General features: G+C 71.6%; 18 protein-coding genes and 1 pseudogene. 9 read left to right on the forward strand and 10 right to left on the reverse strand.

All coding sequences use genetic code 11. The features are described from left to right. Nucleotides 1-6: 6 nt before the first annotated feature. Nucleotides 7-1,179 carry a thiolase family protein gene (locus tag Aco03nite_RS31110; RefSeq protein WP_203801172.1) on the reverse strand — a complete coding sequence of 391 codons (1,173 nt, stop codon included), beginning with the start codon at nucleotides 1,177-1,179 and terminating at the stop codon, nucleotides 7-9. 55 nt (nucleotides 1,180-1,234) lie between these two features. On the opposite strand from Aco03nite_RS31110, the gene Aco03nite_RS31115 reads away from it, so the two are divergent. Next, nucleotides 1,235-2,146 (forward strand): LysR substrate-binding domain-containing protein, encoded by a 912-nt coding sequence (locus tag Aco03nite_RS31115; protein WP_203801175.1) that lies wholly within the window; start codon nucleotides 1,235-1,237, stop codon nucleotides 2,144-2,146. 140 nt (nucleotides 2,147-2,286) lie between these two features. Continuing rightward, nucleotides 2,287-2,994, forward strand: a complete 708-nt coding sequence (locus Aco03nite_RS31120; RefSeq protein ID WP_239145584.1) for an SIMPL domain-containing protein — start codon at nucleotides 2,287-2,289, stop codon at nucleotides 2,992-2,994. An 11-nt stretch (nucleotides 2,995-3,005) separates the two neighbouring features. Here the strand turns inward: Aco03nite_RS31120 and Aco03nite_RS31125 are convergent, their stop codons facing one another. Next, on the reverse strand, nucleotides 3,006-3,677 hold the full coding sequence (locus Aco03nite_RS31125) for a hypothetical protein (protein ID WP_203801181.1): 672 nt from the start codon (nucleotides 3,675-3,677) through the stop codon (nucleotides 3,006-3,008). 12 nt (nucleotides 3,678-3,689) lie between these two features. Between Aco03nite_RS31125 and Aco03nite_RS31130 the strand changes: the two genes are divergently transcribed. Then, nucleotides 3,690-4,175 (forward strand): NUDIX hydrolase, encoded by a 486-nt coding sequence (locus Aco03nite_RS31130; protein WP_203801183.1) that lies wholly within the window; start codon nucleotides 3,690-3,692, stop codon nucleotides 4,173-4,175. Here Aco03nite_RS31130 and Aco03nite_RS31135 read toward each other — a convergent pair. Then, nucleotides 4,104-4,772, reverse strand: a complete 669-nt coding sequence (locus Aco03nite_RS31135; RefSeq protein ID WP_203801185.1) for a hypothetical protein — start codon at nucleotides 4,770-4,772, stop codon at nucleotides 4,104-4,106. The two genes, Aco03nite_RS31130 and Aco03nite_RS31135, sit on opposite strands and share 72 nt — an antisense overlap. A 21-nt stretch (nucleotides 4,773-4,793) precedes the next feature. Further along, a complete protein-coding gene (locus tag Aco03nite_RS31140; protein ID WP_203801187.1) occupies nucleotides 4,794-5,549 on the reverse strand; it encodes a hypothetical protein in 756 nt (251 codons plus the stop codon). A 172-nt stretch (nucleotides 5,550-5,721) separates the two neighbouring features. Between Aco03nite_RS31140 and Aco03nite_RS31145 the strand changes: the two genes are divergently transcribed. The 3 genes from Aco03nite_RS31145 to Aco03nite_RS31155 all read left to right on the forward strand — a co-directional run bounded on the left by Aco03nite_RS31145 (nucleotide 5,722) and on the right by Aco03nite_RS31155 (nucleotide 10,600). Next, nucleotides 5,722-8,142 carry an ATP-dependent Clp protease ATP-binding subunit gene (locus Aco03nite_RS31145; protein ID WP_203801267.1) on the forward strand — a complete coding sequence of 807 codons (2,421 nt, stop codon included), beginning with the start codon at nucleotides 5,722-5,724 and terminating at the stop codon, nucleotides 8,140-8,142. A 52-nt stretch (nucleotides 8,143-8,194) separates the two neighbouring features. Further along, a complete protein-coding gene (locus Aco03nite_RS31150; protein ID WP_203801190.1) occupies nucleotides 8,195-9,436 on the forward strand; it encodes a glycoside hydrolase family 16 protein in 1,242 nt (413 codons plus the stop codon). A gap of 120 nt (nucleotides 9,437-9,556) precedes the next feature. After that, nucleotides 9,557-10,600: a M15 family metallopeptidase gene (locus Aco03nite_RS31155; RefSeq protein ID WP_239145585.1), complete on the forward strand. Its 1,044-nt coding sequence runs from the start codon at nucleotides 9,557-9,559 to the stop codon at nucleotides 10,598-10,600. 60 nt (nucleotides 10,601-10,660) lie between these two features. Here the strand turns inward: Aco03nite_RS31155 and Aco03nite_RS31160 are convergent, their stop codons facing one another. Next, nucleotides 10,661-15,790, reverse strand: coding sequence for a diguanylate cyclase (locus Aco03nite_RS31160; RefSeq protein ID WP_203801196.1), 5,130 nt, complete (start codon nucleotides 15,788-15,790; stop codon nucleotides 10,661-10,663). 206 nt (nucleotides 15,791-15,996) lie between these two features. On the opposite strand from Aco03nite_RS31160, the gene Aco03nite_RS31165 reads away from it, so the two are divergent. Then, nucleotides 15,997-16,938 carry a hypothetical protein gene (locus Aco03nite_RS31165; RefSeq protein ID WP_203801199.1) on the forward strand — a complete coding sequence of 314 codons (942 nt, stop codon included), beginning with the start codon at nucleotides 15,997-15,999 and terminating at the stop codon, nucleotides 16,936-16,938. Between the two features lie 4 nt (nucleotides 16,939-16,942). Here Aco03nite_RS31165 and Aco03nite_RS31170 read toward each other — a convergent pair whose 3' ends face one another. After that, nucleotides 16,943-18,115 carry an MFS transporter gene (locus tag Aco03nite_RS31170; RefSeq protein WP_239145586.1) on the reverse strand — a complete coding sequence of 391 codons (1,173 nt, stop codon included), beginning with the start codon at nucleotides 18,113-18,115 and terminating at the stop codon, nucleotides 16,943-16,945. 84 nt (nucleotides 18,116-18,199) lie between these two features. Here Aco03nite_RS31170 and Aco03nite_RS31175 point away from each other — a divergent pair, with 84 nt between their 5' ends. Then, nucleotides 18,200-19,084, forward strand: a complete 885-nt coding sequence (locus Aco03nite_RS31175) for a LysR family transcriptional regulator (protein WP_203801204.1) — start codon at nucleotides 18,200-18,202, stop codon at nucleotides 19,082-19,084. Nucleotides 19,085-19,170: 86 nt separating this feature from the next. After that, on the forward strand, nucleotides 19,171-19,575 hold the full coding sequence (locus Aco03nite_RS31180; RefSeq protein WP_203801206.1) for a DUF6188 family protein: 405 nt from the start codon (nucleotides 19,171-19,173) through the stop codon (nucleotides 19,573-19,575). A 3-nt stretch (nucleotides 19,576-19,578) separates the two neighbouring features. On the opposite strand, the gene Aco03nite_RS31185 is transcribed toward Aco03nite_RS31180, so the two are convergent. The 4 genes and pseudogenes from Aco03nite_RS31185 to Aco03nite_RS31200 form a co-directional block, all read right to left on the reverse strand. After that, nucleotides 19,579-20,766 (reverse strand): right-handed parallel beta-helix repeat-containing protein, encoded by a 1,188-nt coding sequence (locus Aco03nite_RS31185; protein WP_239145587.1) that lies wholly within the window; start codon nucleotides 20,764-20,766, stop codon nucleotides 19,579-19,581. Between the two features lie 168 nt (nucleotides 20,767-20,934). Further along, nucleotides 20,935-21,306: a helix-turn-helix transcriptional regulator gene (locus Aco03nite_RS54795; RefSeq protein ID WP_373872646.1), complete on the reverse strand. Its 372-nt coding sequence runs from the start codon at nucleotides 21,304-21,306 to the stop codon at nucleotides 20,935-20,937. A 183-nt stretch (nucleotides 21,307-21,489) separates the two neighbouring features. After that, a pseudogene (locus Aco03nite_RS55060) lies at nucleotides 21,490-21,958 on the reverse strand (response regulator); the annotation flags it as partial. After that, on the reverse strand, nucleotides 21,955-22,614 hold the full coding sequence (locus Aco03nite_RS31200; protein WP_239145588.1) for a sensor histidine kinase: 660 nt from the start codon (nucleotides 22,612-22,614) through the stop codon (nucleotides 21,955-21,957). The pseudogene Aco03nite_RS55060 and the gene Aco03nite_RS31200, both read right to left, overlap by 4 nt. Nucleotides 22,615-22,663 lie beyond the last annotated feature (49 nt).

Raw genomic sequence — 22,663 nt, forward strand, 5'->3', positions numbered from 1 at the left:
GGAATCTCAGGACACCTTTTCGAGTACGACGGACAGGCCCTGCCCGACACCGATGCAGATCGCGGCCACCCCGTACCGGGCGTCGCGCTCGTGCAGAACCTTGGCGAGCGTGCCCAGGATCCGGCCGCCGCTCGCGCCGAGGGGGTGGCCGATCGCGAGGGCGCCGCCCCGGGTGTTGACGATCTCCGGATCGATGCCCCACGCGTCCACGCAAGCCAGCGACTGCACGGCGAAAGCCTCGTTCAACTCCGCCGCGCCGACCTGGTCCCAGCCGATGCCCGCCTGATGCAGGGCCTTGTTCGCGGCTTCCACCGGGGCGTACCCGAAGTCCTGCGGGTCCAGCGCGAACGAGCCCCGGCCGACGATCCGCGCCACCGGATCATGACCGATCGTTGCGGCGGCCTGTTCCGAACCGAGCAGCACCGCCGACGCGCCGTCACTGAGCGGGGAGGCGTTCCCGGCGGTGATCGTGCCGTCCGGCCGGAAACTGGGCTTCAACTTGCCCAGCTTCTCCAGCGAACTGTCCGGTCGTACACCCTCGTCTTGCGTGAGTCCGTCGACCGGTGCCACCAGACTGTCGTAGAACCCGTCACTCCAGGCCTGCGCCGCGAGCTGATGGGACCGGGCGGCGAACCCGTCCTGACGTACCCGATCGATCTTGAATTTGTCCGCGAGCATCTCGTTGCACTCGCCGAGCGAGGCGGTCCAGGCCTCCGGCATCCGCGGGTTGACCAGGCGCCAGCCGAGCGTCGTCGACACCGCCGTCATGTTCCCGGCGGGGAAGCCCTTCGCCGGTTTCGGCAGCACCCAGGGCGCGCGGGTCATCGACTCGACCCCGCCGGCCACGATCACGTCGGCGTCCCCGGTCTCGATCGCCCGGGAGCCGATCATCGCCGCGTCCAGGCCGGAGCCGCACAGCCGGTTCACGCTGGTGCCCGGCACCGACGTGGGCAGGCCGGCCAGCAGCGCGGCCATCCGGCCGACGTTGCGGTTGTCCTCGCCGGCGCCGTTGGCGTTGCCCCAGATCACCTCGCCGATCGCCGCCGGATCCAGACCCGGGGACCGCTCCAGCAGCGCCTGGATGACACCGGCGGCCAGATCGTCGGGGCGGGTGCCGGCGAGCGCGCCGTTGAACCTGCCGAACGGGGTACGCACCGCCTGATAGACGAAGGCTCTCATACCGGCCACCGTATGCCGTCGGCTTGATACGTTGAAGTATCAATATCCTGCGCCATTGAGAGGTACGGAGTATCAATCGGTGGAGTTGCGGCAGCTCCGGTACTTCGTGGTCGTCGCCGAGGAACGTCACTTCGGCCGGGCCGCCGCCCGCCTGCACATGGCCCAGCCGCCACTGTCCCAGGCCATCCGGCGCCTGGAGGCGTCACTGGGAGTCGAACTCTTGCATCGGACCACCCGGCGGGTTTCGCTGACCGAGGCCGGACACCTCTACCTGGCCCGGGCACGCGCCATCCTCGCCGACATCGACGACGCAGCTCAGGAGGCCCGGCGGGTGGCCGCCGGAGCGGTCGGCCATCTCACCATCGGGTGCGTCGGGTCGGCCACTTACAGCCTGCTGCCCGCTCTTTCCCGTCATCTGGCCGTCGCCTTGCCGGGAGTCGACTTCTCCTTCCGCGGTGAGATGCTCGCCCCCGACCAGGTCGAGGCGCTGCGCACCGGCGGGATCGACGTGGCCCTGCTGCGCCCGCCGGTCACCGACCCGTCGCTGACCGTCGTCCCGCTGCGCAGTGATCCGCTGGTGGTGGCTTTGCCCGCCGCGCATCCGCTGACCGCCGAGACGACGATAAAGATCGCCGACCTGCGGGACGAGCCGCTGATCGTGCACTCCGCGGACCGCCGTTCCACGATGTACGGCGTGGTCCTCGGCCTGTTCCGGGACGCCGGCATCGAGCCCCGCATCCGGCACGAGGTCGGCGAGACCTCGACACTGATCACCCTGGTGGCCGGCGGTCTGGGCGTGGCGGTGGTCCCGGCCCCGGTGACCGCGCTGGCCCTGGAGGGCGTCGTCTACCGCCCCCTGACGACCCCGGCGATCACCGTCGACCTGGCCCTGGCGCACCGCTCCGACCGCTCCGAACCCCACCTGACCCGAACCCTCACCCTGATCCGGAACCTGGCGTCCCCCTGATCAGCGCCGCACCCGTGGCGGGGCAAGAATCAGAAAAGGGCAAAACGCCGGGCCCTTTGCCGTCGTACGACAGGGAGAAGTGTCTTTAATGGGTTGAAAATGGCTATAAAGGTAGGAAAATGAATCGTTCACTTGTTTCCATGCCCTCGCTCGTCGCGCTGGCGACCGGTGCCGCGCTGTTCGGCGGTGTTCCGGCCCATGCCTCGCCGGCCGAGCCGCCCTGGGAGGGTGTGCAGGTCAGCGGCGTCGGGAAGGTGTTCGGGGAACCGGACACGCTGACCGCCAACTTCGCCGCCGAGAGCAGTGCGGCCACCGTCGGCGCGGCTCTCAGCGGGGCCACCGCGGCGGCCACCAAGATGCGGAACACGCTGGTCAGCGGGGGTATCGCCAAGGTCGACCTGCAGACCTCCAACGTAGACATCAACCCGAAGACCGACGACAAAGGCAAGATCACCGGTTATACGGTGAACCAGGGGATCACCGCTACCGTGCGTAACCTGACGAAGGCCGGGGTGCTGATCGCCGACGCGGTGCGGGCCGGTGGGGATGCGGCCCGGCTCAGTGGGGTGTCGTTCGCCATCGGTGACGACAGCACGCTGCTCGCGGACGCCCGGAAGAAGGCGTTCGCCGACGCCCGGGCGAAGGCGGAACTCTACGCCCGCGAGTCGGGGCGGCCGCTCGGCCGGGTGCTGCGGATCAGCGAGTCGTCACCCGGCTTCCCGATGCCGAGTGAACAACTTCGGTCATACGCGGGCATGATGGCGGACAAGGCCCTGCCCATCGAGCCCGGCCGCCAGCAGTTGACGGCGACCGTCTCGGTCGAGTGGGCCCTGGGCGCGACGAAGTAGCCGCCCGGTAGCTACCAGAACTCGTGGAGATCCTCGCACCGGCGCAGGATCTCCACGAGCGTCTGTCGTTCGGCACGACTGCCCGGCACCATCCTGATCGCTTCCACCGACCGGGCCATCGACGCCCGCGGCCCGAGCGCTGCCAGCGCCGCGACCACCGCCCGGCACAGCTCGCGATCCTCGGCGGATGCCCCGATGCGCGGTGCGTGGCGGAGTTGTTCCAGGTCGAAGGCGGCGTACCGCACCGAGTCGTGCCGCACCCCACCCCACTTGAACCGCTCGAAAGCGAGCACGTTCAGGTCCTCGCCGGGCGTCGCGAACTGCCCGCACACCGCACAAAAAACCTGATCAGAATCAACCGACAACTGATGCGGCCGTACGTTCACCGCGGTCGTCCACGATCCGAGCGCCGACCGCAGATCCAGTCTCCGGCTGCTCAGACTCTCCAGGAACGCGTCACCGACCTCCGCCGCGGAGACGGCACCGGCCGCGTCGGCAGCGGCCGTCACCCAGCCGTCGTGTGTGTCGACACGTGGCCGATCGAACATCACGCCGTCCGCCACCGCCCGCGCCATGGTGATCGGATCCAGCCAGACCGGCGGCTCCCGCCAGCCCGAAGCGGACCAGAACGTGGCCATCAGTGGCTTCAGCGCCCGCGCCGACACGTCATAGCTTACCGGCACTACGGTACGGGGATGCCGGTTCCCGAATTCGTTCTCGCGCTCAGATCCAAGATCGGGCACGACCCGCTGCCGTTACCCGGAGTGATCGCCGTGGTGCTCGACGACCACGACCGGGTGCTGATGGTCCGGCGCTCGGACACCGGCGAGTGGGCGCTCACGACCGGCTGCCTGGAGCCCGGGGAGCAGCCCGCCGCCGGTGCGATCCGCGAGGTCGAGGAGGAGACCGGTCTCGACGTCACGGTCGAGCGGGTGCTGTCGGTGGAGGCGCTCGACCTGTCGAAGGCCCCCAACGGCGACCAGGTGTACTGGATGGCGATCGGCGTGCTGTGCCGGGTGATCGGCGGCGAGGCCCGGGTCAACGACGACGAGTCGGTCGAGGTGGGCTGGTTCGCGCCGGAGGACGTGCCACCGCTGCCGCCGCACCAGTCACGGTGCCTGGCCCGCGCCCTCTCCGGCGACCCCCGGGCGATCACGCCGGGTGCAGCGGTCGACCAGTAGGTAGGCGCCGGTCAGCACGACGGCGGTGGCCAGGCCCGCGCCGGGGTTGAACACGAATGTCGAGGACACGACCATGACATCGGCGGCGTTCCCGGCCGGGATCTCGATCTCGGGGACGCCGCTCGGGGTGTCCTGCCAGGTTCGGTAGGCGGACATGGCCGTGACGACTCCGGCTACCGCCAGCATGGTGACGCCGGCGACCGCGCCGCGTGGCGGACGCCACGACAGCCTGGCCAGAGCGAGACCGAACATCGTGCCGGCCACCAGGGCGCTGCCAGCGGTGCCGATCATCAGCGCCGGGATCTCGGACGACGGCGTAGGCACGTCGCCGGCCACCGGGATGACCGTCGACGGCCACACCACCATGTACCGGGTCAGCACCAGCGTTTCGACGGCCAGCCCGAACAGACCGGCCCGGATCGACAGCCGCGCCATCGTCGGTAGCGCGCCTCTGAACAGCACCGGATGCAGGGCCAGGACAGCCAGGGTCACGAGGCATCCGATGCCGAAGGGATCCGGCCGGAGGTGGGTGGCGCCCACCATGGCGGACAGGACGGCGACGACCATGACAGCGAGGGTCACCTTGGGTAACCGCATCGCCTCACGGTAGGGGAGTTCTCAGGCGCGGGCCGGGGAATCGGCGGGCCGCACGTCGTAGGAGACCGGCGGGCCGGAGGCGGTCCAGTGGGCGCCGGTCACGACTCCGGAGCGCAGGTGGGTGCCGGGGGCGTGGCCCCGGTAGGGCTCGACCAGCAGGGCGTCCAGGGTCTGGCGGGCGCCGTCGACGGAACTCCGCAGGCTGGTCGAGCGCAGTTCGCGGCCCAGTTCGATCGCGGCCTCGCGGAAGCGGCGGTCGGGGCTGGACTCGCCGGCGGTCAGCGCCGTCTCGATGCGGGCCCACAGCCGCCAGCGGTCGGTGTCCAGCAGCAGGCGGGCCGCCCGGTCCAGGGCCGCGCACGTCACGTCCACCGCGCTCTCCTCGCCCAGCTCGGCGGCCCAGTCCAGTTCGCCGGCGGGTGGGCGGAGCTCCGGGGACTCGTGCAGCAGAACCGCGTACAACATGGCAAGGGTTGTCTCCCGCCCCTCGCCCTGATAGAGCGGGAGCCCGCCGCGCGACGGGGGGAACCGGCGGACCAGATGGGTGGCGCGGCCCAGCGGCAGACCGGCGGCGAGGCGGGTGTCGGTGACCCGGGCGAGGAAGGTGCGCTGTTCGCGGGCAGCGAACATCCAGGCCCGGTGCTCGTCCACCACCGAGCGTTTCGCCAGCAGGCGCGCGGCCACCGAATACGGCACGCCGAGCTGGGCGGCGAGGGCCCGGACGGCACGTTTGCGGGCCCGGTCCGGCACGGCCCGTCGGCTGTGGACAACGCTCATCGTGGATCCTCCCCGGGGTAAGCTCATGCTTGCAGCGCGCCTGCACGAGCGTAGCGAGGCCACCCACGCGGGCCGAGCGTCAACGCCAAGAGGCTCAGACTCAGCGCATACGACACCATCGGCGTCTCCTTGGGCCGGGTGCGTGGGGCCTTGCCGCGAGGACGTGAGTGTCGTGTTCGAACGGTTCACCGACCGTGCCCGCCGAGTCGTCGTTCTGGCCCAGGAAGAGGCCAGGACCCTCGACCACCCCTTCATCGGTACGGAACATCTGCTGCTCGGCCTCGTCCGGGAGGGCGACGGCGTGGCCGCGCAGACCCTGGCCGGCCTCGGTGTCACAGTGAGTGCCGCCCGGCAGCGCGTGGAGTCGATCACCACCCCGGGCCAGGATCCGCGAACCGGCCAGGATCCGCGAAGTGGCCCGGAAACGCGAAGTGGTCAAGGGCCGCGGAGTGGCCAGGAACCGCCGGGCGGCAAGAAATCCGGACACATTCCGTTCACACCGCGCGCCAAGCGGGTGCTGGAGCTGGCGCTGCGCGAGGCCCTGCGGCTGGGGCACGACTTCATCGGCACCGAGCACCTTCTGCTGGGCCTGCTGCGTGACGGCGGTGAGGCCGGACGGGCCGGGGAGAACGATGCGGGCCTGGCCGCCCGCGTGCTGTCCGACCTGGGCGCGGACCCGGGCGAGATCCGGCGGCGGGTGATCGAGCGGCTGACCGTGCCCGCCGAGCAGACCCCGGGGCAGATCCCGGGGCAGAACCCGAAGCCGCATGGGGAACCGCGCGGGGAGACCCGCCGGGAGACGATCCTGGATCAGTTCGGGATGGATCTGACCCGGCGCGCCCGGGAGGGACATCTGGACCCGGTGATCGGCCGGGAGAGCGAGATCGCCCAGGTCATGCAGGCGCTGTCCCGGCGGCGGAAGAACAATCCGGTGCTGGTCGGCGAGCCGGGGGTGGGCAAGACCGCCGCCGTCGAGGGTCTGGCGCAGGCGATCGTCCGCGGTGACGTCCCGGAGACGTTGCGGGACAAGCTGGTCTACACCCTGGACATGGGTTCGCTGGTGGCCGGCGCCCGCTACCGCGGCGACTTCGAGGAGCGCCTGAAGAAGGTGCTCAAGGAGGCCGGCAGCCGCGGCGACGTGATCCTGTTCATCGACGAGATCCACACGCTGGTCGGCGCGGGCGCGGCCGAGGGCGCGATCGACGCCTCCTCGATCCTGAAGCCGATGCTGGCCCGCGGCGAGTTGCAGCTGGTCGGCGCGACGACCCTGGACGAGTACCGGAGGTTTCTGGAGAAGGACAAGGCCCTGGAGCGGCGGCTGTCCCCGATCCGGGTCGGCGAGCCGTCGCCGGCCGAGACCATCGAGATCCTGAAGGGGCTGCGCGCCGGCTACGAGGCCCATCACCGGGTGACGATCACCGACGCGGCGATCGTGGCGGCGGTGACGTTGGCCGACCGGTACGTCGCGGACCGGTTCCTGCCGGACAAGGCGATCGACCTTATCGACGAGGCCGGGGCCGGGCTGCGGCTGCGAGCGGAGGTCACCGGGCTCGACGCGGGGCAGGTCACCGAGCTCGGCGCGGAGCAGGTCGCCGAGGTGCTGGGCGCCTGGACCGGGATCCCGGTGCACCGGCTGTCCGAACAGGAGGCGTCCCGGCTGCTGCGGATGGAGGAGGAGCTGCACCGGCGGGTGATCGGCCAGGACGACGCGGTGCGGGCGGTGTCCCGGGCGATCCGCCGGACCCGGGCCGGCCTGAAGGACCCGAAGCGGCCGTCCGGCTCGTTCATCTTCGCCGGCCCGTCCGGGGTGGGGAAGACCGAGCTGGCCAGGACCCTCGCCACGTTCCTGTTCGGGGACGAGGACGCGCTGATCCAGCTGGACATGTCGGAGTTCCACGACCGGTCCACGACGGCGCGGCTGGTCGGCGCCCCGCCCGGCTACCTGGGTCACGACGAGGGTGGCCAGCTGACCGAGAAGGTGCGCCGCAAGCCGTTCAGCGTGGTGCTGTTCGACGAGGTGGAGAAGGCGCATCCGGACGTCTTCCACACGCTGCTGCAGATCCTGGAGGACGGCCGGCTCACCGACGGCCGGGGCCGGGTCGTCGACTTCAAGAACACGGTGATCATCCTGACCACGAACCTGGGCACCCGTGAGTCGGCCCACCCGGTGGGCTTCCAGGCAGCGGATACCACCGAGAGCCGGGTGGGGGAGGAGCTGAAGCGCCATTTCCGCCCGGAGTTCCTGAACCGGATCGACGACACGATCGTCTTCCACCGCCTGGGCGAGCCGGAGATCCTGCGGATCGTCGACATCTTCACCGGCCGGGTCGAGGAGCAGCTCCGGGCCAGGGGCATCGGCCTGGAGCTGACCGCCGCCGCGAAGAAGTACCTGGCGGACACGGGTTTCGATCCGGTCCTCGGCGCCCGCCCGTTGCGCCGGACCATCCAGCGCGAGCTGGAGGACGCCCTGTCCGAGCGGATCCTGCACGGCGAACTGGTCGCGGGGCAGACCGTGGTGGTGGATCGGGAGGGGTCCGGGAAAAATTGTTATCTGGGGTTCCGGAACTCGTCGGCATTGACCGGCGCCGCTTGAAATGTAAAGACTGTTGCGAGTAGTGGCACCTTTTCCCCCGGAGGATCCCCCTATGCGCAAACTACGCATGCTGCTCGGCATAGCCGTGGTCGCGACCACGCTCGCCGGTGCGCTGACCGTCGCGTCCCGCGGTGATACCGCGGACGCCGCGGTCGGCCCGGTCACCTGGTCCGACGAGTTCAACGGCGCGGCCGGCGCCCCGGTCGACGGCTCGAAGTGGAACTTCGACATCGGCGGTGGCGGCTTCGGCAACAACGAGCTGCAGTACTACACGAACTCGACCAACAACGTGCGGCAGGACGGGCAGGGCCGCCTGGCGATCACCGCCCGCAAGGAGAACCCGAACAACTACCAGTGCTGGTACGGGACCTGCCAGTACACCTCGGGCCGACTGCTGACCTCCGGCAAGTTCACCCAGAAGTACGGCCGTTTCGAAGCCAGCATCAAGGTGCCGAAGGGCCAGGGCATCTGGCCGGCGTTCTGGATGCTCGGCGACAACCTGGGCAGTGTCGGCTGGCCGCAGTCCGGCGAGATCGACATCATGGAGAACGTCGGCAAGGAGCCGAACAACCTGTACGGCACGGTCCACGGCCCCGGTTACAGCGGCGGCGCGGGGATCAGCGGCAAGAAGACGCTCGGCGCCCCGCTCGGGGACGCCTTCCACTCGTACGCGGTGGAATGGTCGCCGAATCTGATCGTCTGGCAGTTGGACGGCGTCGAGTTCTTCCGTGTCACGCCGGCCCAGGCCAACGGCCAGTGGGTCTTCGACCACCCGTTCTTCATCATCCTGAACGTGGCCGTCGGCGGTAACTGGCCGGGCAGCCCGGACGCCTCCACCTCGTTCCCGCAGACCATGCTGGTCGACTGGGTGCGCGTCTCGGCCTGGGACGGCAACACCACCCCCACGCCGACCGGCAGCGCGCTGAAGAGCAACCTCAACGGCCGCTGCATCGACATCCCGTCCGGCAACACCGCGGACGGAACCCGGCTGCAGATGTACGACTGCAACGGTCTCGCCCCGCAGAAGTGGACCTTCAACAGCGACGGCACGCTGCGCGCGATGGGCAAGTGCATGGACCCGGCCGGTGGGGCGCTCGCCAACGGCACCCCGATCCAGCTGGTCACCTGCAACGGCAACCCGGTGCAGCGGTTCACCCTGTCCGGCGCCGGTGACCTGGTGAACATCTCCGCCAACCGGTGCGTGGACATCGTCGAGAACAACAGCGCCAACGGCGCCCGTCTCCAGCTGTGGGATTGCGCCGGAACAGCGAACCAGAAGTGGAAGGTGGCCTGACCGCAACCCTTTCGCACTCTTGCGGGCCCGGGGCGGCACCCCGGGCCCAGCACAGTCGGACAACTACGGAGCGACCCACTGGGATCGCTCGCCGACTGGAGCTGAGGAGCGTACGAAAAGGTGCACAGCAGACGTCTCGCCGCCGCGGTCACCCTGGCCCTCGCGACGGCCGCGCCGGTCTTCACCGTCCCCGCCGCCGCGCAGGCCGCCGTCCCCGAGGTCGCGCAGTCGTACTCGACCCTGATGTACCGCAGTCTCACCGCCGACGCCACCATGGCCAAGCTGCGGGCGACTCTCGCCCAGCAGAAGAAGACACTTGTCGTACGGGACACCGAGGTGGCCGTGGCCACCCGCGAGGACGCCGCCGCGCAGGCCCGGCTGAGCACCGCCGTCACGGCCCACTCCGGCGCCGTCGACGCGCTGGCCGCCGCGGAGAAGGCGCTCGCCGCCGCGCAGGGCGACCTGAGCCTGGCCGGCAAGCTGCGCCCCCGCAAGAAGACCGTCGTCGAGCGGGCCCGCAAGGCCGTCACCGTCGCCACCACCACCCGTGACCTGCGCCGCAAGAAGGTGCAGGAGGCCGCGACCCGGCTCGGGGTGGCCCGGTCCGGGGCGAAGGCCGTGGCCGCCGAGCTGACCACCGCGCTGACCGCGCAGGCCGCCGCGACGACCGCGCTCGGCACCACCCAGCGCCGGATCGACACCGCGCCGACCGCCGCGGCCCTGGCGGCGCAGGCCTCCACGGTCAGCAGGAGCGTCGTGGACCGGGTCCGCCCGTCGTTCACCGTCGCCGACACCGCAAGCGTCCACGGCGTGACCGTGCACCGCACCGTCGCCTTCGCCTTCCGGCGGATGGTCGACGACGCGGCCGCGGACGGCGTGCAGATCTCCGGGGGCGGCTTCCGCACCAAGGAGCGGCAGATCGAGCTGCGGAAGATCAACGGCTGCCCGGACGTGTGGACGGCGCCGTCGTCGTCCTGCCGGGTGCCGACCGCGATCCCCGGCCGCTCCCTGCACGAGCTCGGCCTGGCCGTCGACATCAGCTCCGGCGGCAAGACGATCAGCCGCAAGACCAAAGCCTTCACCTGGCTGCAGGCGAACGCGGCGAAGTACGGCTACGTCAACCTGCCGTCCGAGGCCTGGCACTGGAGCATCACCGGCAACTGATCCACGCACCGAGAAAGGGGCTCCCGGTTTCCACCGGGAGCCCCTTTCCGCCGTGCCGTGTCACTCCCCGCCGACGGTCACCCCGGCGTCGGTGGCCTCCGAGTCGGTCAGCACCACCCGGTTCCGGCCGCCCTGCTTGGCCTGGTAGAGCGCCGCGTCGGCGGCGCCCAGGGCGGCGTCCAGCGCGGTCGACGACGGGTCGGCCGGGCAGACCCCGACACTGACCGTCACGGTCAGCGGGCCGACGTCGGTCGGGATCGGGGTGCCGGTGACCGCCTTGCGCAGCCGCTCGGCGGCGACCGCCCGGTCCCCGTCGGCCGACCAGACCGCGGCGAACTCCTCGCCGCCGTACCGGCCCAGCTCGCCGTCGGCCGGCAGCGCGTCGCGCAGACGGGCCGCCACGGTGGCGATCACCTGGTCACCGGCCTGGTGACCGTGCTGGTCGTTGATCTTCTTGAAGTGGTCGATGTCGATCATGACCGCGACGAAGCCCCGGCCCTCCTCGACGGCGTCCGCGTGCGCCTGCTGCGCGACGGTGAAGAAGTGCCGCCGGTTGCTGACCCCGGTCAGGGCGTCGGTGGTGGCCATGTACCGGACCTGCGCGAACAGGTCGGCGTTGTGATAGGCCATCATCGCCTCCTCGGCGATGGCCGCCGCCAGGGTGATCTCGGTCGGCCCGAACTCCTCCGGCCCGGCCAGGACCACCAGCCCCACCTGCGTCTCCTGCCGGTGCAGCGGCACCACCAGGTGCCTCTTCGCCGGGTCCAGGAACGGCAGGTGCAGGTGGCCCACGGTCAGCGGGCCCGGGGCGGCCAGGAGCTGGTTCAGCACCGGGGTCCGCTCCAGCGCACCCGTCACCCCCGGCTCCGGGCCGGTCAGGTCACCGTCGTCGGAAGCCGTGATCAGGTAGGTGGAGTCCGCCGTCAGCACCCGGGCGAGCGTGTCGCGCAGCTCGTCCAGGATCGCCGCCGGCTCCAGCAGCCGGCTGAATCTGATCAGCGACTCGCGCAGCGTCTCGGCCATGTCCCGCTGCTGCTCGGCGGCCCGGACGGCCACCGCCAGCTGGGCGGCCCGGGCGGTCTCCACCGCCGCGGCCACGTACTGCGTGATCGCGGTGAGGATCCCGACGTCGGCCGAGGTGAACATGCCCTTGGCGACCCGGCTGTCCAGGTAGACCACGCCCAGCAGCCGGCCGTCCATCACCAGCGGGGCGGCCATGATGCTGCGCAGACCGTGCAGGACCACACTCTGCGAGCCGAGCGCCGCGCCCTCCTCGGTGCCGGTCACCACGACCGGCTTGCCGGTGTGCCGCACCCGGTCCACGATCGTGGAACCGTAGTCGGTGAGCACCTCCAGGTCGTCACCGCCGGCGTCGCGTCCGCTGTGCGGCTGCAGGACGTCGGACTCGTCCATCAGGAACAGGTAGGCCCGTTCGGCGTTCAGGATCAGCACCGTCTCGTCCAGCACGGCCCGGCTCAGCTCGTCCAGGCGTACCACGCCGGAGAGAGTGCGGCTGAGCCGTTCCAGAGCGCCCAGCCGGCGCCGGTCGGCGGCGCCGCCGTCGATCACCGAGGCCTGGCTGGTCTGCCCGGCGGTCAGCCCGAACTCCTGCCGGACCGCCCGGGCGACCCGGGCCTGCCCGAGCTGGTCGGCGAGCCGGCCCGCGGCCTCGGCCAGGGTGGCCGCCTCCTCGGTGTGGTCACCCTCGTCGGCGATCCGGGCCCGCAGCACCATCATCGACATCGCCATGCCCGGCAGGTCGTCGCCGGCCAGCTGCTCGTCGGCCCGGGCCAGCTGCCGCTGGACGTCACCGGTGGACAGCCACGCCAGGTGGGCCGCGGCGACCGCGTGGTGCGCGGCCAGCTGCCGGCCGGCGCCCCGGCCCCGGTCGGCGGCGTCCCGCAGCTGCCGGACCGCCTTACGGGCGGCGGCCAGCGCCGTGGGCCGCTGCTCCGGCGTCGCGGTGCGCAGCTGCTCGATCCGGCCGAAGGCCAGCGTCGAGTAGACCACCCGCAGCGCGGACGCCACCGCGGTCGGCCGCAGTCCCAGCCGGGCCATCTCGTCCGCGGCCCGGTCGAAGGTGCTGCCGTAGTCGTGCAGCTCCCGGCAGATCTCCACCGCGCCGACCAGGCTCATCAGGCGTGAACCGGGGTCGTCCGCGGCCGGGTCGGCGTGGTCCAGCAACTCGGTGGCGTCGTCGATGGTCGGCGGGCGGCCGCCGATCCAGGACAGCCCGCGGATCCGGCCGGTCGGGTTGTCCGACTGGTCCGAGCGCCACACGTGGTCCATGCCGTCGGTGATCGCCGCCCGCATCGGGATGACCCGGCCCTGCAGGAACCAGCGCGCGCTGAGGGACAGCGCGTAGTTCAGGTTCTCGGTGGTGTCCAGCAGACCGCCGTGCCGCTGCAGCCAGCGCTGGTACTCGTCGAGGTCGGGACGGCCGCTCTGGGTCTCGCAGAGCCGCCGCAGGTACTCGACGTAGACCAGGGCGGCCGGCTGACCGACCTCCTCGGCGATCCGCTGCGCGCGGGCGAACGCCCGGGGCGCCGGCCGGCGGGTGATCGCGTGCTTGATGGCGGCGTTGTGCGCGGCCTGCCGGGCGTACTCGGGGGTGAGACCCATCCGGGCCGCCACGTAGCGGGCCCGCATCTCGTAGCCGATCATCGTGCGCGGACGGGTGGCCAGCAGCGCCGCGTAGGCGCCGGCCGCGTACAGGGCGTACCGCTGCCGGTACCGCGCCAGCTTCTCCTCGTCCTCGGTGCCGAAGCCCATCCTCGTACGCTCGACGAGCACCGCCGCGAGCAGATAGGCGATCCCGGTGACCAGGCCGACGACACCGCCGCCCAGGCTGGACAGCCCGAGCGCGGCCAGGCCCTTGCCGGTCTCCTCCATCGCCGCGGTGAGCTGCCAGTTGCCCAGGTTGAGCTGGGCCAGCCGGCGGTGCAGCCGGGACCGGACCGCGGCGTCACCGGTGGCCTCCAGCGCCACCGCGTACCGCTGCCGGGCCTCCTCGCTCCGCCCGGTCTGCGCGTAGGCCATGCCCAGCGCCTCGGTCCAGGCCACGTCGGTGTCCGAGTCGGCGTCCAGATACGGCTCGGCGGCCTCGAGGAACCCGATCGCGTCGGTCCCGGCGTGCTCCTCCAGCGCGGCGTGCGCCGCCGCCAGACAGACCCGGGTGGTACGGGCGGTGTCCAGCTCCGGGTGGCCCTGCAGCAGGTGCCGGGCCTCGGCGTAACTCGACGTCGCCTCGTCGGCGGCCCGCTGGTGCAGGTCGCGCAGCTTGTCCGGGTCCAGGTCGGCGAGCAGCGCGCGGTGCACCTGCTCGTGGACGAACCCGTACCCGTCGCCGTTGCGTTCCAGCAGCCCCTGGCCGACGGCGGCCTCGCAGCTGGCCCGGACCAGTTCGGCGTCGGCCCCGGCGATCCGGGCGACCTGCTCCGGGTCGAAGTGGAAACCGGCGACCGCGGCGGTGGCCAGCAGGTCCCGGCCCTGGTCGCCGAGCCCGTCGATCCGCTCCAGCAGCAGGCCGGCCAGGTCGGTGGGGATGTCGATGCGCTGGAACCCGTCGGCGTCTACGTCGACCTTGCCGTTGCGCGGGAACAGCAGGCCGGCCTCGATCGCGGCGCGGGCCAGCATCAGCGCGGTCAGCGGCAGGCCGTTGGCCCGGGCGCCGAGCCGGTCCAGCAGCTCGTCGGTGAGCGGGTACCCGCCGGTGTAGGTGGCCAGCAGCCGGGCCAGGGCGGCCCGGTCCATCGGCCGCAGGTGCAGGGTGAGCGCCTCCGAACCGGCCCATGCGGCGTCGTTCGGGAGCTGCCCCTCGCTCGCCTCGTCGGCCTCGGTGTCCAGGGTGGCGACGATCAGCAGCGGGGTGGTGCTGCTCTGGGTCAGCTGGCGCAGCATCTGCAGGGTGGCCACGTCCAGCCACTGGGCGTTGTCCAGGGCCAGGACCAGCCCGCCGGTCTGCTCGGCCAGGTCACCCATGAACGCGGTGACCGCCATCATGAAGGCGGAACCGCCGTCACCGGCGCCGAAGATGTCGCGCAGCGCGGGGGAGAGCCGGCCCAGGTAGGCCGCGGCGTCCCCGGCCGCGGCCTGGACCAGCTCCGGCCCGGACTGCTCCAGATGGGTGTCGAAGATCCGGGACAGCACGGCCAGCGGCGCGTCGCCGGGACGGCACTCGCCGCGCAGCACGGTCACCCCGGCGTTCTCCAGGCGGCCGGTGAACTCGCGCAGCAGCCGGGTGCGGCCGGAACCGGCGCCGCCCCGGACGACGGCGGCCCGGCAGTGGTCGGAGGTCTCTCCCCACAGGGCGGCCAGCTCGGCGATCTCGGCGTCCCGGCCGACCATCGGGATCTCCGGCCGGTGCACCGGCTCGTCGTTCTCGGCGATCTCGAAGACCGCGTCCGGGTCGTCGGCGATCCGGCGCAGGTCGGCGGCGAGACCGGTGGCGCCGGCGTACCTGTCGTCCGGGTCCTTGGCCAGCAGCCGGTTCACCACCGCGGTCAGGGTGGCGGGCAGGTCCCGGTCCAGCTTCGGCACCGCGACGGTGTGCTGGCGCAGCAGCTCGCCGGCGTCGGTGGCCTGGAACGGCGGGTGCCCGGTCAGGCACTCGAACAGCACGATGCCCAGGGCGTACAGGTCGCTGCGGGCGTCCACCGGGCGCTGCAGGGTGCCGTTCTGCTCCGGCGGGGCGTATGTCAGGGTGCCGGCGACGGCCTCCCCGCTCTGCTGCCCCGACCAGGTCGCGAAGCCCAGGTCGACCAGACGGGCGGCGCCGTCCGGGCTGATGATGATGTTGTCCGGTTTGATGTCGCGGTGCACGACCCCGGTCAGGTGCATGACGTTCAGCGCGTCGGCGACGTCCGCGGCGATCTCGGCGGCGCGCGCCGGGCTCAGCGGGCCGGAGCGCAGCACGTCACCCAGGTGTTCGCCGTCGACGAACTCCATCACCAGGTACGGCTGGCCGTCGGTCTCGCCGGTGTCGTACACCTCGGGCAGGCCCGGGTGCCGGCAGGCGGCCATCCACGTCGCCTCCCGGCGCAGCCGGGCACGTCCGGACGGGTCCAGCAGTATCTTGACTGCCACATCGGTGCCGTCGGCACGACGGGCACGATGCACGACGCTCTGCCCGCCCCGGCCGATAGCCTGGAACGCGCTGAGGCCCGGGACGACCGGACTGGGTTCTGTCACATGCCGGACGATCGGTCGCTTCGGCCGGGACCTGAACCTTTCGGCCCAGCTCCTGTTCCGGGCCCCTTGCGAGTGAACATCTTGTCATCTGACCCGGGGTGTACGGGCGGAAACCGCCGATCGACGGCTGTTCGCCGGGGTGCGCGGTCCCGGGCGGTGGGTGCCCTGCCCCGGCGGGGGATGCTCTGGGACGTTACGGTGCCGTTGTGGGGGAACGGATCCGGGAACACGCCGAGCATCTCGACGTGCTGCGAGTCCGTCTCGGGCGGATCGGGGAGACGGTCGCCCGGTTCGAGCAGGACCAGGCGGCGTTCGGGCGGCTCGTCGGGTGGGTCCTGACCGGGCTGGGGGAGCGGCACGTCCGGCACGGGGAGCTGGTGGAGTACGTCGAGGAGACCCTCGCGCTGTTCGTCAGCGGGCTGCACCGGGTCGCCGACGGGCAGCAGACCCTCGCCGATCTGATCGGGATACCGGAGGACGGCGGGCCCCAGCCCGAGCCGGAGTCCCGTTCCCGGCCGGCCGCCGCGATCATCGAGGACGTCCTGGAGACGGTCGAGCTGCGCGAGTGGGTGGAACCGGCGCTGGAGACGGCCCCGGTGGCCGAGTTCGCGCTCCCGGTCGAGGACGGGTTCGCGCTGCTGCGGTCGGCCGGGCTGGACAGCGTGCTGGACACCGTCGAACCGCTGCGCCGGATGCTCGACGACCTGACCGGCATGCCCGAGGTGGTGGCCAAGCAGGCCGGCGACTGGGGTGCGATGGCCGCCGAGCTGCAGCGGATCGGCGACGACCTGGAGCGCTGCCTGGCCGGGGACCTCGGCGACGTGGACCGGGCGGACGTACGCGCCTACCTGGCGATGATGGCCAACAACGTGGAGGCGCTGCGCGGGCTGTCGGCGATCTCCTCGGCGATGACGATGGTGACCCGGGCCGCGGGGGATCTGGTCCTGCTGACCCGGGACATCGTACGCGGCGTGATCGGCGATCTGGCGGCCCGGACGATCGTCTGGTCCACCCAGACCACGGTGGTGCCGTTGCCGGTGCTGGCGGCCCGGCTGGGCAGCGTGGTGGCCACCGCCTGGCGGGTCGACGCCTACCTGAAGGCCCTGGTGAACAGCATCGTCAACCTGTCCCGCAGCATCGACGGCTGATCGCTCAGCTCCGCTGCGGGATCAGCAGCGGAATCCGGCGCAGCGACAGCGCCAGCACCCCGCTGGCCAGCACACACAGTGCGGCCAGCAGCACCACCGACGGCCAGGCGCCGTGCGACCAGGCGGTTCCGGCCAGATTGCCGAAGAGCGAGGACCCCGCATAGTAGGCGAACAGGTAGAGCGACGCCGCCTGCGCCGCCGGCACCCCGCCGTTGTGGGCGCGGACCGGCACCCAGCCGCTGGCCACACCGTGCACGCAGAAGAACCCGGCGGTCATCACGGCCAGCCCGGCGACCGTCGCCACCAGGTTGTCCGGCAGGGTCAGCAGCAGCCCGGCCGCGGTCAGCAGGCAGCCGAACGGCATCACCGCGCGCCGCCCGAACCGGTCGGCCAGCCGCCCGGAGACGGTGGAACTGATCGTCCCCGCCGGGTAGACCAGGAAGACCAGGCCGGCCGCGCCCGCGCCGAGCAGGAACGGCGCGCTGGTCAGCCGGAACCCCATCGCGTTGTAGACGGCCACGAACGCGCCCATCGACAGCGCGCCGATCCCGTACAGGCTGAGCAGCGCCGGATCGGTGAAGGCACGGCGGGACATGGTCGACGCCGGGCGGGCGGCGAAATTCCGCGAGGCGGGCAGCAGGGCCAGGACGAGCGCGGCGCAGACCAGGCCGACGACGGCCACCGAGGCCAGACCCCAGCGCCAGCCGTACGCCTCGGCCACCGCGGCACTGATCAGCCGCCCGCTCATCCCGCCCAGCGCGGTACCGCCGATGTACAGCCCGGCCGCCCGCGCGTGGGTGTTCGCCGGCAGCTCCTCGCGCAGGTAGGCGGTGGCGACCGCGGGCAGCCCGGCCAGGGTGACGCCCTGCAGCAGCCGCAGCCCGAGCAGCACCGGCCAGTTCGGCGCGAGCGCGCAGGCCAGCCCGACGACCGCGGACAGGCCGAGCGAGAGATGGATCAGCGGGGTACGCCCGAACCGCTCGGACAGCGGGCCGGTGATCAGCAGCGCCACCCCGAGCCCGAGAGTCGCCGCGGAGAGCGACCAGGAACTCTGCGCCGGGGTCACGCCGAACGCGGCGGACAGTTCCGGCAGCAGGGCTTGAGTGCTGTACAGCAGGGCGAACGTGGCCACCCCCGCGGCGAAGAGCGCGAGGCAGGCCCGGCGATAGGTGCTCACGGGAGCCCACTCTTCAGCCGCCGTCCCCATGCGTCCAATGCATGAAAATCATCAAGCTCATGCGCGGTACGTATGATCAGCGTGATGCAGCTCGACGACCTGAGAAGCCTGCTCGCGCTCGGTGACCACCGCCACGTCACCGAGGCCGCCGCCGCGCTCGGCACCACCCAGCCCAGCCTGTCCCGGCTGCTCGCCCGGGTCGAGGCCGAACTCGGGGTGCGCCTGTTCGAACGGGACGCGAAAGGCGTACACCCGAATCCGCTCGGGGATCTGACCCTGGCCGCCGCCCGCGACCTGGTCGGGCGCTACGACCGGCTGCGCACCGACCTGGCCGGGCTGCTCGACCCGGACTCCGGCACGGTGCGCCTGGCGTTCCTGGACTCGATGGCCACCTCGCTGGTGCCCCGGATCCTGCACGACGTCCGGGAACAGGCCCCGCACCTGCGGATCGAGCTGCGCCAGGAGCCGGGGCACGTGATCCTGCCCGACCTGGCCACCGGCGCCGCCGAACTGGCCCTGACCTCACCCGAGCCGGACGGCCCGTACGGCTGGCTGGCCCTGCAGTCCCAGGCCCTCGTCCTGGTCGTGCCGCCCGGCCATCGTCTCGCCGGACGGCGCCGCGTGCGCCTGACCGAGGTGGCCGGCGAGGACTTCGTCACCATCCCGCCCGGCTTCGGCTTCCGGGCCGTGGTCGACGACCTGTTCGCGGCAGCCGGGGCGGCACCCCGGATCGCGCTGGAGATCGGCGACCTGGCGACCATCGAAGGCCTGGTCGGCGCGGGTCTCGGGGTGGCGCTGGTGCCCGAGCAGTTCGCCGGCGCCACCGGCACCATCGGCGTCGGCCTGGCCGGTCCCGGCGTCCAGCGGGTCGTCGGCCTGACCTGGCGCACCGACCGTCCCCTGGGGCCGGCGGCCGAACGATTCCGGTCGATCGTGGCGGCGGCCGGTCCGTATGACTCCGAAAGATAACGGTTCGCTTCTTTAAGGCTCTCTTATGGCGGAACGGCATACGTTCCTGCCATCAGCGAAACCGACGAACCGATCGGGAGTCATCGATGGTGCCAGCTATCGCGGGGCGTTCGCGCCCGCTCGGCGTCCTGGTCGGCCGCCGGCTGGAATACGTGCAGCTCGGGTTCTCGATCGCCCTCGGGTTCACCGGCGGCTGCCGGGTCCTGATCGAGACCGTCACCCACCTGGACGGGCCCGGTGGCCGGACCGACGTCGAACCCGGCGACAACCCCGACGACATCATGGCCACCCTGCTCGGCGAGACCGTCCGCTCGGCCGGCAGCGGCGCCGACGGCGAACTCTGCATCGACTTCGGCAGCGGGGCCCGCCTGGTCGTCGACGTGGACCCCGAAGCCGAGTCGTGGGCCGTGGTCGGGCCCGACGGTTACCTGGTCGTGTGCCTCGCCCACGGTGAACTGGCCTCCTGGGGCGAGGCCCTGCGCAGCAGCTAGGTCCTAGATCTTCGCTCCGACCGCGCTGCCGTTCGACGGCACCAGGAAGTTCGAGGTGCGGATCGAGCCGTCGGTGTTGCGGGCCCCGGTGATCGTGGACGTGTCGGTGCTCAGGACCGTCCACGTGCCACCGATGTTCCACGAGTTGCCGGACGCCGTCGACGAGCCGAGCGCCACCGCGGTCGCGTTGCCCAGCGCCAGGTTCGCGGTCAGCTTCGTCGTCGAGCCGCCGTCCACGTCGAAACCGGTCTTCACGTTCTGGTACGCCGTACTCCGGGTGATCGTGATCGCCCCGGTGTTCCCGTTGTCGGTGAACCCGTGCGCGGCATTGTTGAACGAGAACGTGTTGCTGACCGCGTGCGCGGCCGCCGGCCCGGTGCCGCTGCTGCCGCCCAGCTTCAGCCCGTTGCCGTCCCCGGAGAAGTTCGGGATGCTCCAGCGGTTGTAACCGTTCCCGTAGGCGAGCGAGTTCTGGATGGTGATCGGCGAGGTGAACAGCCAGGCGTCGAACCCGTCGTCGACGTTGTTCCACAGCCGGGCGCCGCGGACCACGTTGCCGGTGCCGGAGCCCTCCTTGATGCCCAGGCCGTCGGCGCTCTCCCCGTTCTTGCGCGGATCCCGGTTGCCGTAGCTGTCCAGGTTCACGATCAGGTTGTTCGCCGAGGCGCCCTGCAGCTGGAAGCCGGTCTCGTAGTTGTTGTACGTCTTCAGCCGGTCGAACGTGTTGTTGTTGCAGCCGGCGCAGTAGACGCCGTACGGCCCGTTCACGATCTCCAGATTGATCAGTCGCCAGTAGGACGCCTCCATGTGGATCGCCCCGCGCTGACCACTCGGGATCGTCGACCCCACCGCACCCGGCGTGTACCCGAGCGCCTCACCGTCGATGATCACCCGCTCCGAGCCGTAGGCGGTCAGTGTGTACGGTGCCGCAGCCGTGCCGCTCTTGGTGATCTGGATGTTGCTGGTCAGCCCGTAGGTGCCGCCCCGGACCGCGATGGTGTCCCCGGCGACGGCGGTGGCGATCGCCTTCTGAACGGTGGCGAACGGAGCCGACACCGTCCCGGCGTTACCGTCGTTCCCGGTGGTGGCCACGTAGAGCGTGGTGGCAGCCGCGGCCGGCGCCTGGAACACCGCCGACAACGCGGCACCGGCGACGGCAGCCGCCAGCAGACTTCTCCTGGAGTGACGCATGGGGGATCTCCTAAGGTCTACAGCCAGAAAGCGCCGACAAGGGGGAATGCGCTTTCCCCGCGGACGCTACGAGAGACTTCGAAACAAGTCAATCAACACCGGTTCCGTTGCCACCCGGGACGCCCCGGGGCGCCGTCCCGGGTGGGGAGGGCGGCGCCCCGGGGCTGATCAGGAGTCCGCGTGCTGGGGGAGGTGTGGGCAGCAGGGGGCGGGGTCGTACGGGCGGCCCGCGTTCGTTACGGCCGGCCGGGGGCGTGGGGGCATGTTGAGCACCGGTTGCGGGGCGGCGCTGACCCAGGTGATCGACGACGGGACGGGTGGCTCGGCCGGCTCGGCGGGCACGGGGAAACGTGGTCGGCGCTTGCGGTCCATCCACTTCTCCACGTCTCCGCCCAGCCAGACCTTGCCCTGGGAGAGGTTGGCGATCGGTGCCGGGAAGTCCGGCCGGGACGTCAGCTGATAGACGCGCTGGCGGCTGATGTCGCCCAGCATCTGACGGATCTCCCGGTTACCGACCAGGTAAAACGACGACGATGTCATGCATGAGACTATAGGCTCGAGACTAGATGGTTCGCGACCAGAGACGGGTCGATGTACGTCTCTCGGGTGTGCCAATCTTGCGGGACGTGAGGCCGCGGACTCCCAGGTAGGCGAACGGCAGTGCCGGCAGCGGGTCGGCCACGTGCACCAGGGCCACCTCGCGGGTGACCCGGCTCAACGGGAACGCGCGGTCGGCGTGCCCGCGCCCGGCGGCGGCTCCGGATCGTCCCCGGCGAACGCCGCGATCACCCGCCGGGTCACCGACGGCGCGAGCAGCGCGTCCCCGGCGGCCACCACCCGGACGGCGTTCCGCTACTCGTCCGGGCCGCGATCCTTCAGCAGGAAACCGCTGGCCCCGGCACGGAGCGCGGCGTAGACGTACTCGTCCAGCTCGAAGGTGGTCAGCACGATCACCTTCACACCCGGCAGACGATCGTCACCCAGGATGCGCCGGGTCGCAGTCAGCCCGTCGCAGCCGGGCATCCGGATGTCCATCAGGACCACGTCCGGCCGGTACGCCCGGGTCAGCGCGATGGCCTCGTCGCCATCGACGGCCTCACCGACACCTTTACGTCCGGAGCCCATTCCGGCAGGACCCGGAGCCCGGCCCGGACCAGCCCTCGTCCTAGGCCGGTAACACCCGGATCGTCACGCCACCTCCCCGCGATCGGCCCGGTCCCGCACGTCGCCGGTCACCGGCGGCCTGGTCCGCCGGGCCGGCAGCCATCCGTGGACCTCGAAACCGTGCGAGCCGTTCCGCCCGGCGTGCACCCAGCCGACCAGGCTGATCGCGCGTTCGGTCATGCCGCGCAAGCCGTTTCCCGGCGGCCCGTCACCGCCGGAACCGTCGTCGAGCACAGCAAGCGACAACCCGCCGTCGCAGTAGCCGACCCGGATCTCGATGACGTCCGCCCCGGAATGCCGGACCGCGTTGGCCACCGCCTCCTGCACGATCCGGTAGGCGGTGGACTCCGCCGCCCGGGGCAGCGCCCGCCGCTCACCCTCCTCGACGAGGACGGCCCCGGTGACCGCGGCCAGCTCCGGCAACCGGCTCAACGTCGGCGCGGGCGGCTCGACATCGGCGGAAGGAGAGCCGGAGGCGGAAGGAGAACCGGAGGTGGGAGGGGAGCCGGAGGCGGAAGGAAGAACGGCGGGGCGGGTGCCGTCGCGGAGGACTCCGGCCGCGGCCCGCAGTTCGGCCATCGCCTCGCGGACTGACCGGCGTACCACCGCGATGGCTCTGCGGGCTTGCGCGGGATCGTCGTCGAGCACGTCCTCGGCCACGCCGGTACCACGATCGCGGTACACCTCCACTCGCCATCGCAGCGGATCCGCCCGTGTCCGCGCCGTGCGGGCC

Origin of the sequence: Actinoplanes couchii (genome assembly GCF_016862075.1) — a bacterium.
GTDB lineage: Bacteria > Actinomycetota > Actinomycetes > Mycobacteriales > Micromonosporaceae > Actinoplanes > Actinoplanes couchii.

Excerpts from the sequence above, each read along its gene's own strand:
- Aco03nite_RS31120 (WP_239145584.1), top strand. The coding sequence starts at position 2,287 with ATGCCCTCGCTCGTCGCGCTGGCGACCGGTGCCGCGCTGTTCGGCGGT.
- Aco03nite_RS31150 (WP_203801190.1), top strand. The coding sequence starts at position 8,195 with ATGCGCAAACTACGCATGCTGCTCGGCATAGCCGTGGTCGCGACCACG.
- Aco03nite_RS31135 (WP_203801185.1), bottom strand. The coding sequence starts at position 4,772 with ATGCGGTTACCCAAGGTGACCCTCGCTGTCATGGTCGTCGCCGTCCTG.
- Aco03nite_RS31180 (WP_203801206.1), top strand. The coding sequence starts at position 19,171 with ATGGTGCCAGCTATCGCGGGGCGTTCGCGCCCGCTCGGCGTCCTGGTC.
- Aco03nite_RS31140 (WP_203801187.1), bottom strand. The coding sequence starts at position 5,549 with ATGAGCGTTGTCCACAGCCGACGGGCCGTGCCGGACCGGGCCCGCAAA.
- Aco03nite_RS31175 (WP_203801204.1), top strand. The coding sequence starts at position 18,200 with ATGCAGCTCGACGACCTGAGAAGCCTGCTCGCGCTCGGTGACCACCGC.
- Aco03nite_RS54795 (WP_373872646.1), bottom strand. The coding sequence starts at position 21,306 with ATGACATCGTCGTCGTTTTACCTGGTCGGTAACCGGGAGATCCGTCAG.
- Aco03nite_RS31185 (WP_239145587.1), bottom strand. The coding sequence starts at position 20,766 with ATGCGTCACTCCAGGAGAAGTCTGCTGGCGGCTGCCGTCGCCGGTGCC.
- Aco03nite_RS31130 (WP_203801183.1), top strand. The coding sequence starts at position 3,690 with ATGCCGGTTCCCGAATTCGTTCTCGCGCTCAGATCCAAGATCGGGCAC.
- Aco03nite_RS31110 (WP_203801172.1), bottom strand. The coding sequence starts at position 1,179 with ATGAGAGCCTTCGTCTATCAGGCGGTGCGTACCCCGTTCGGCAGGTTC.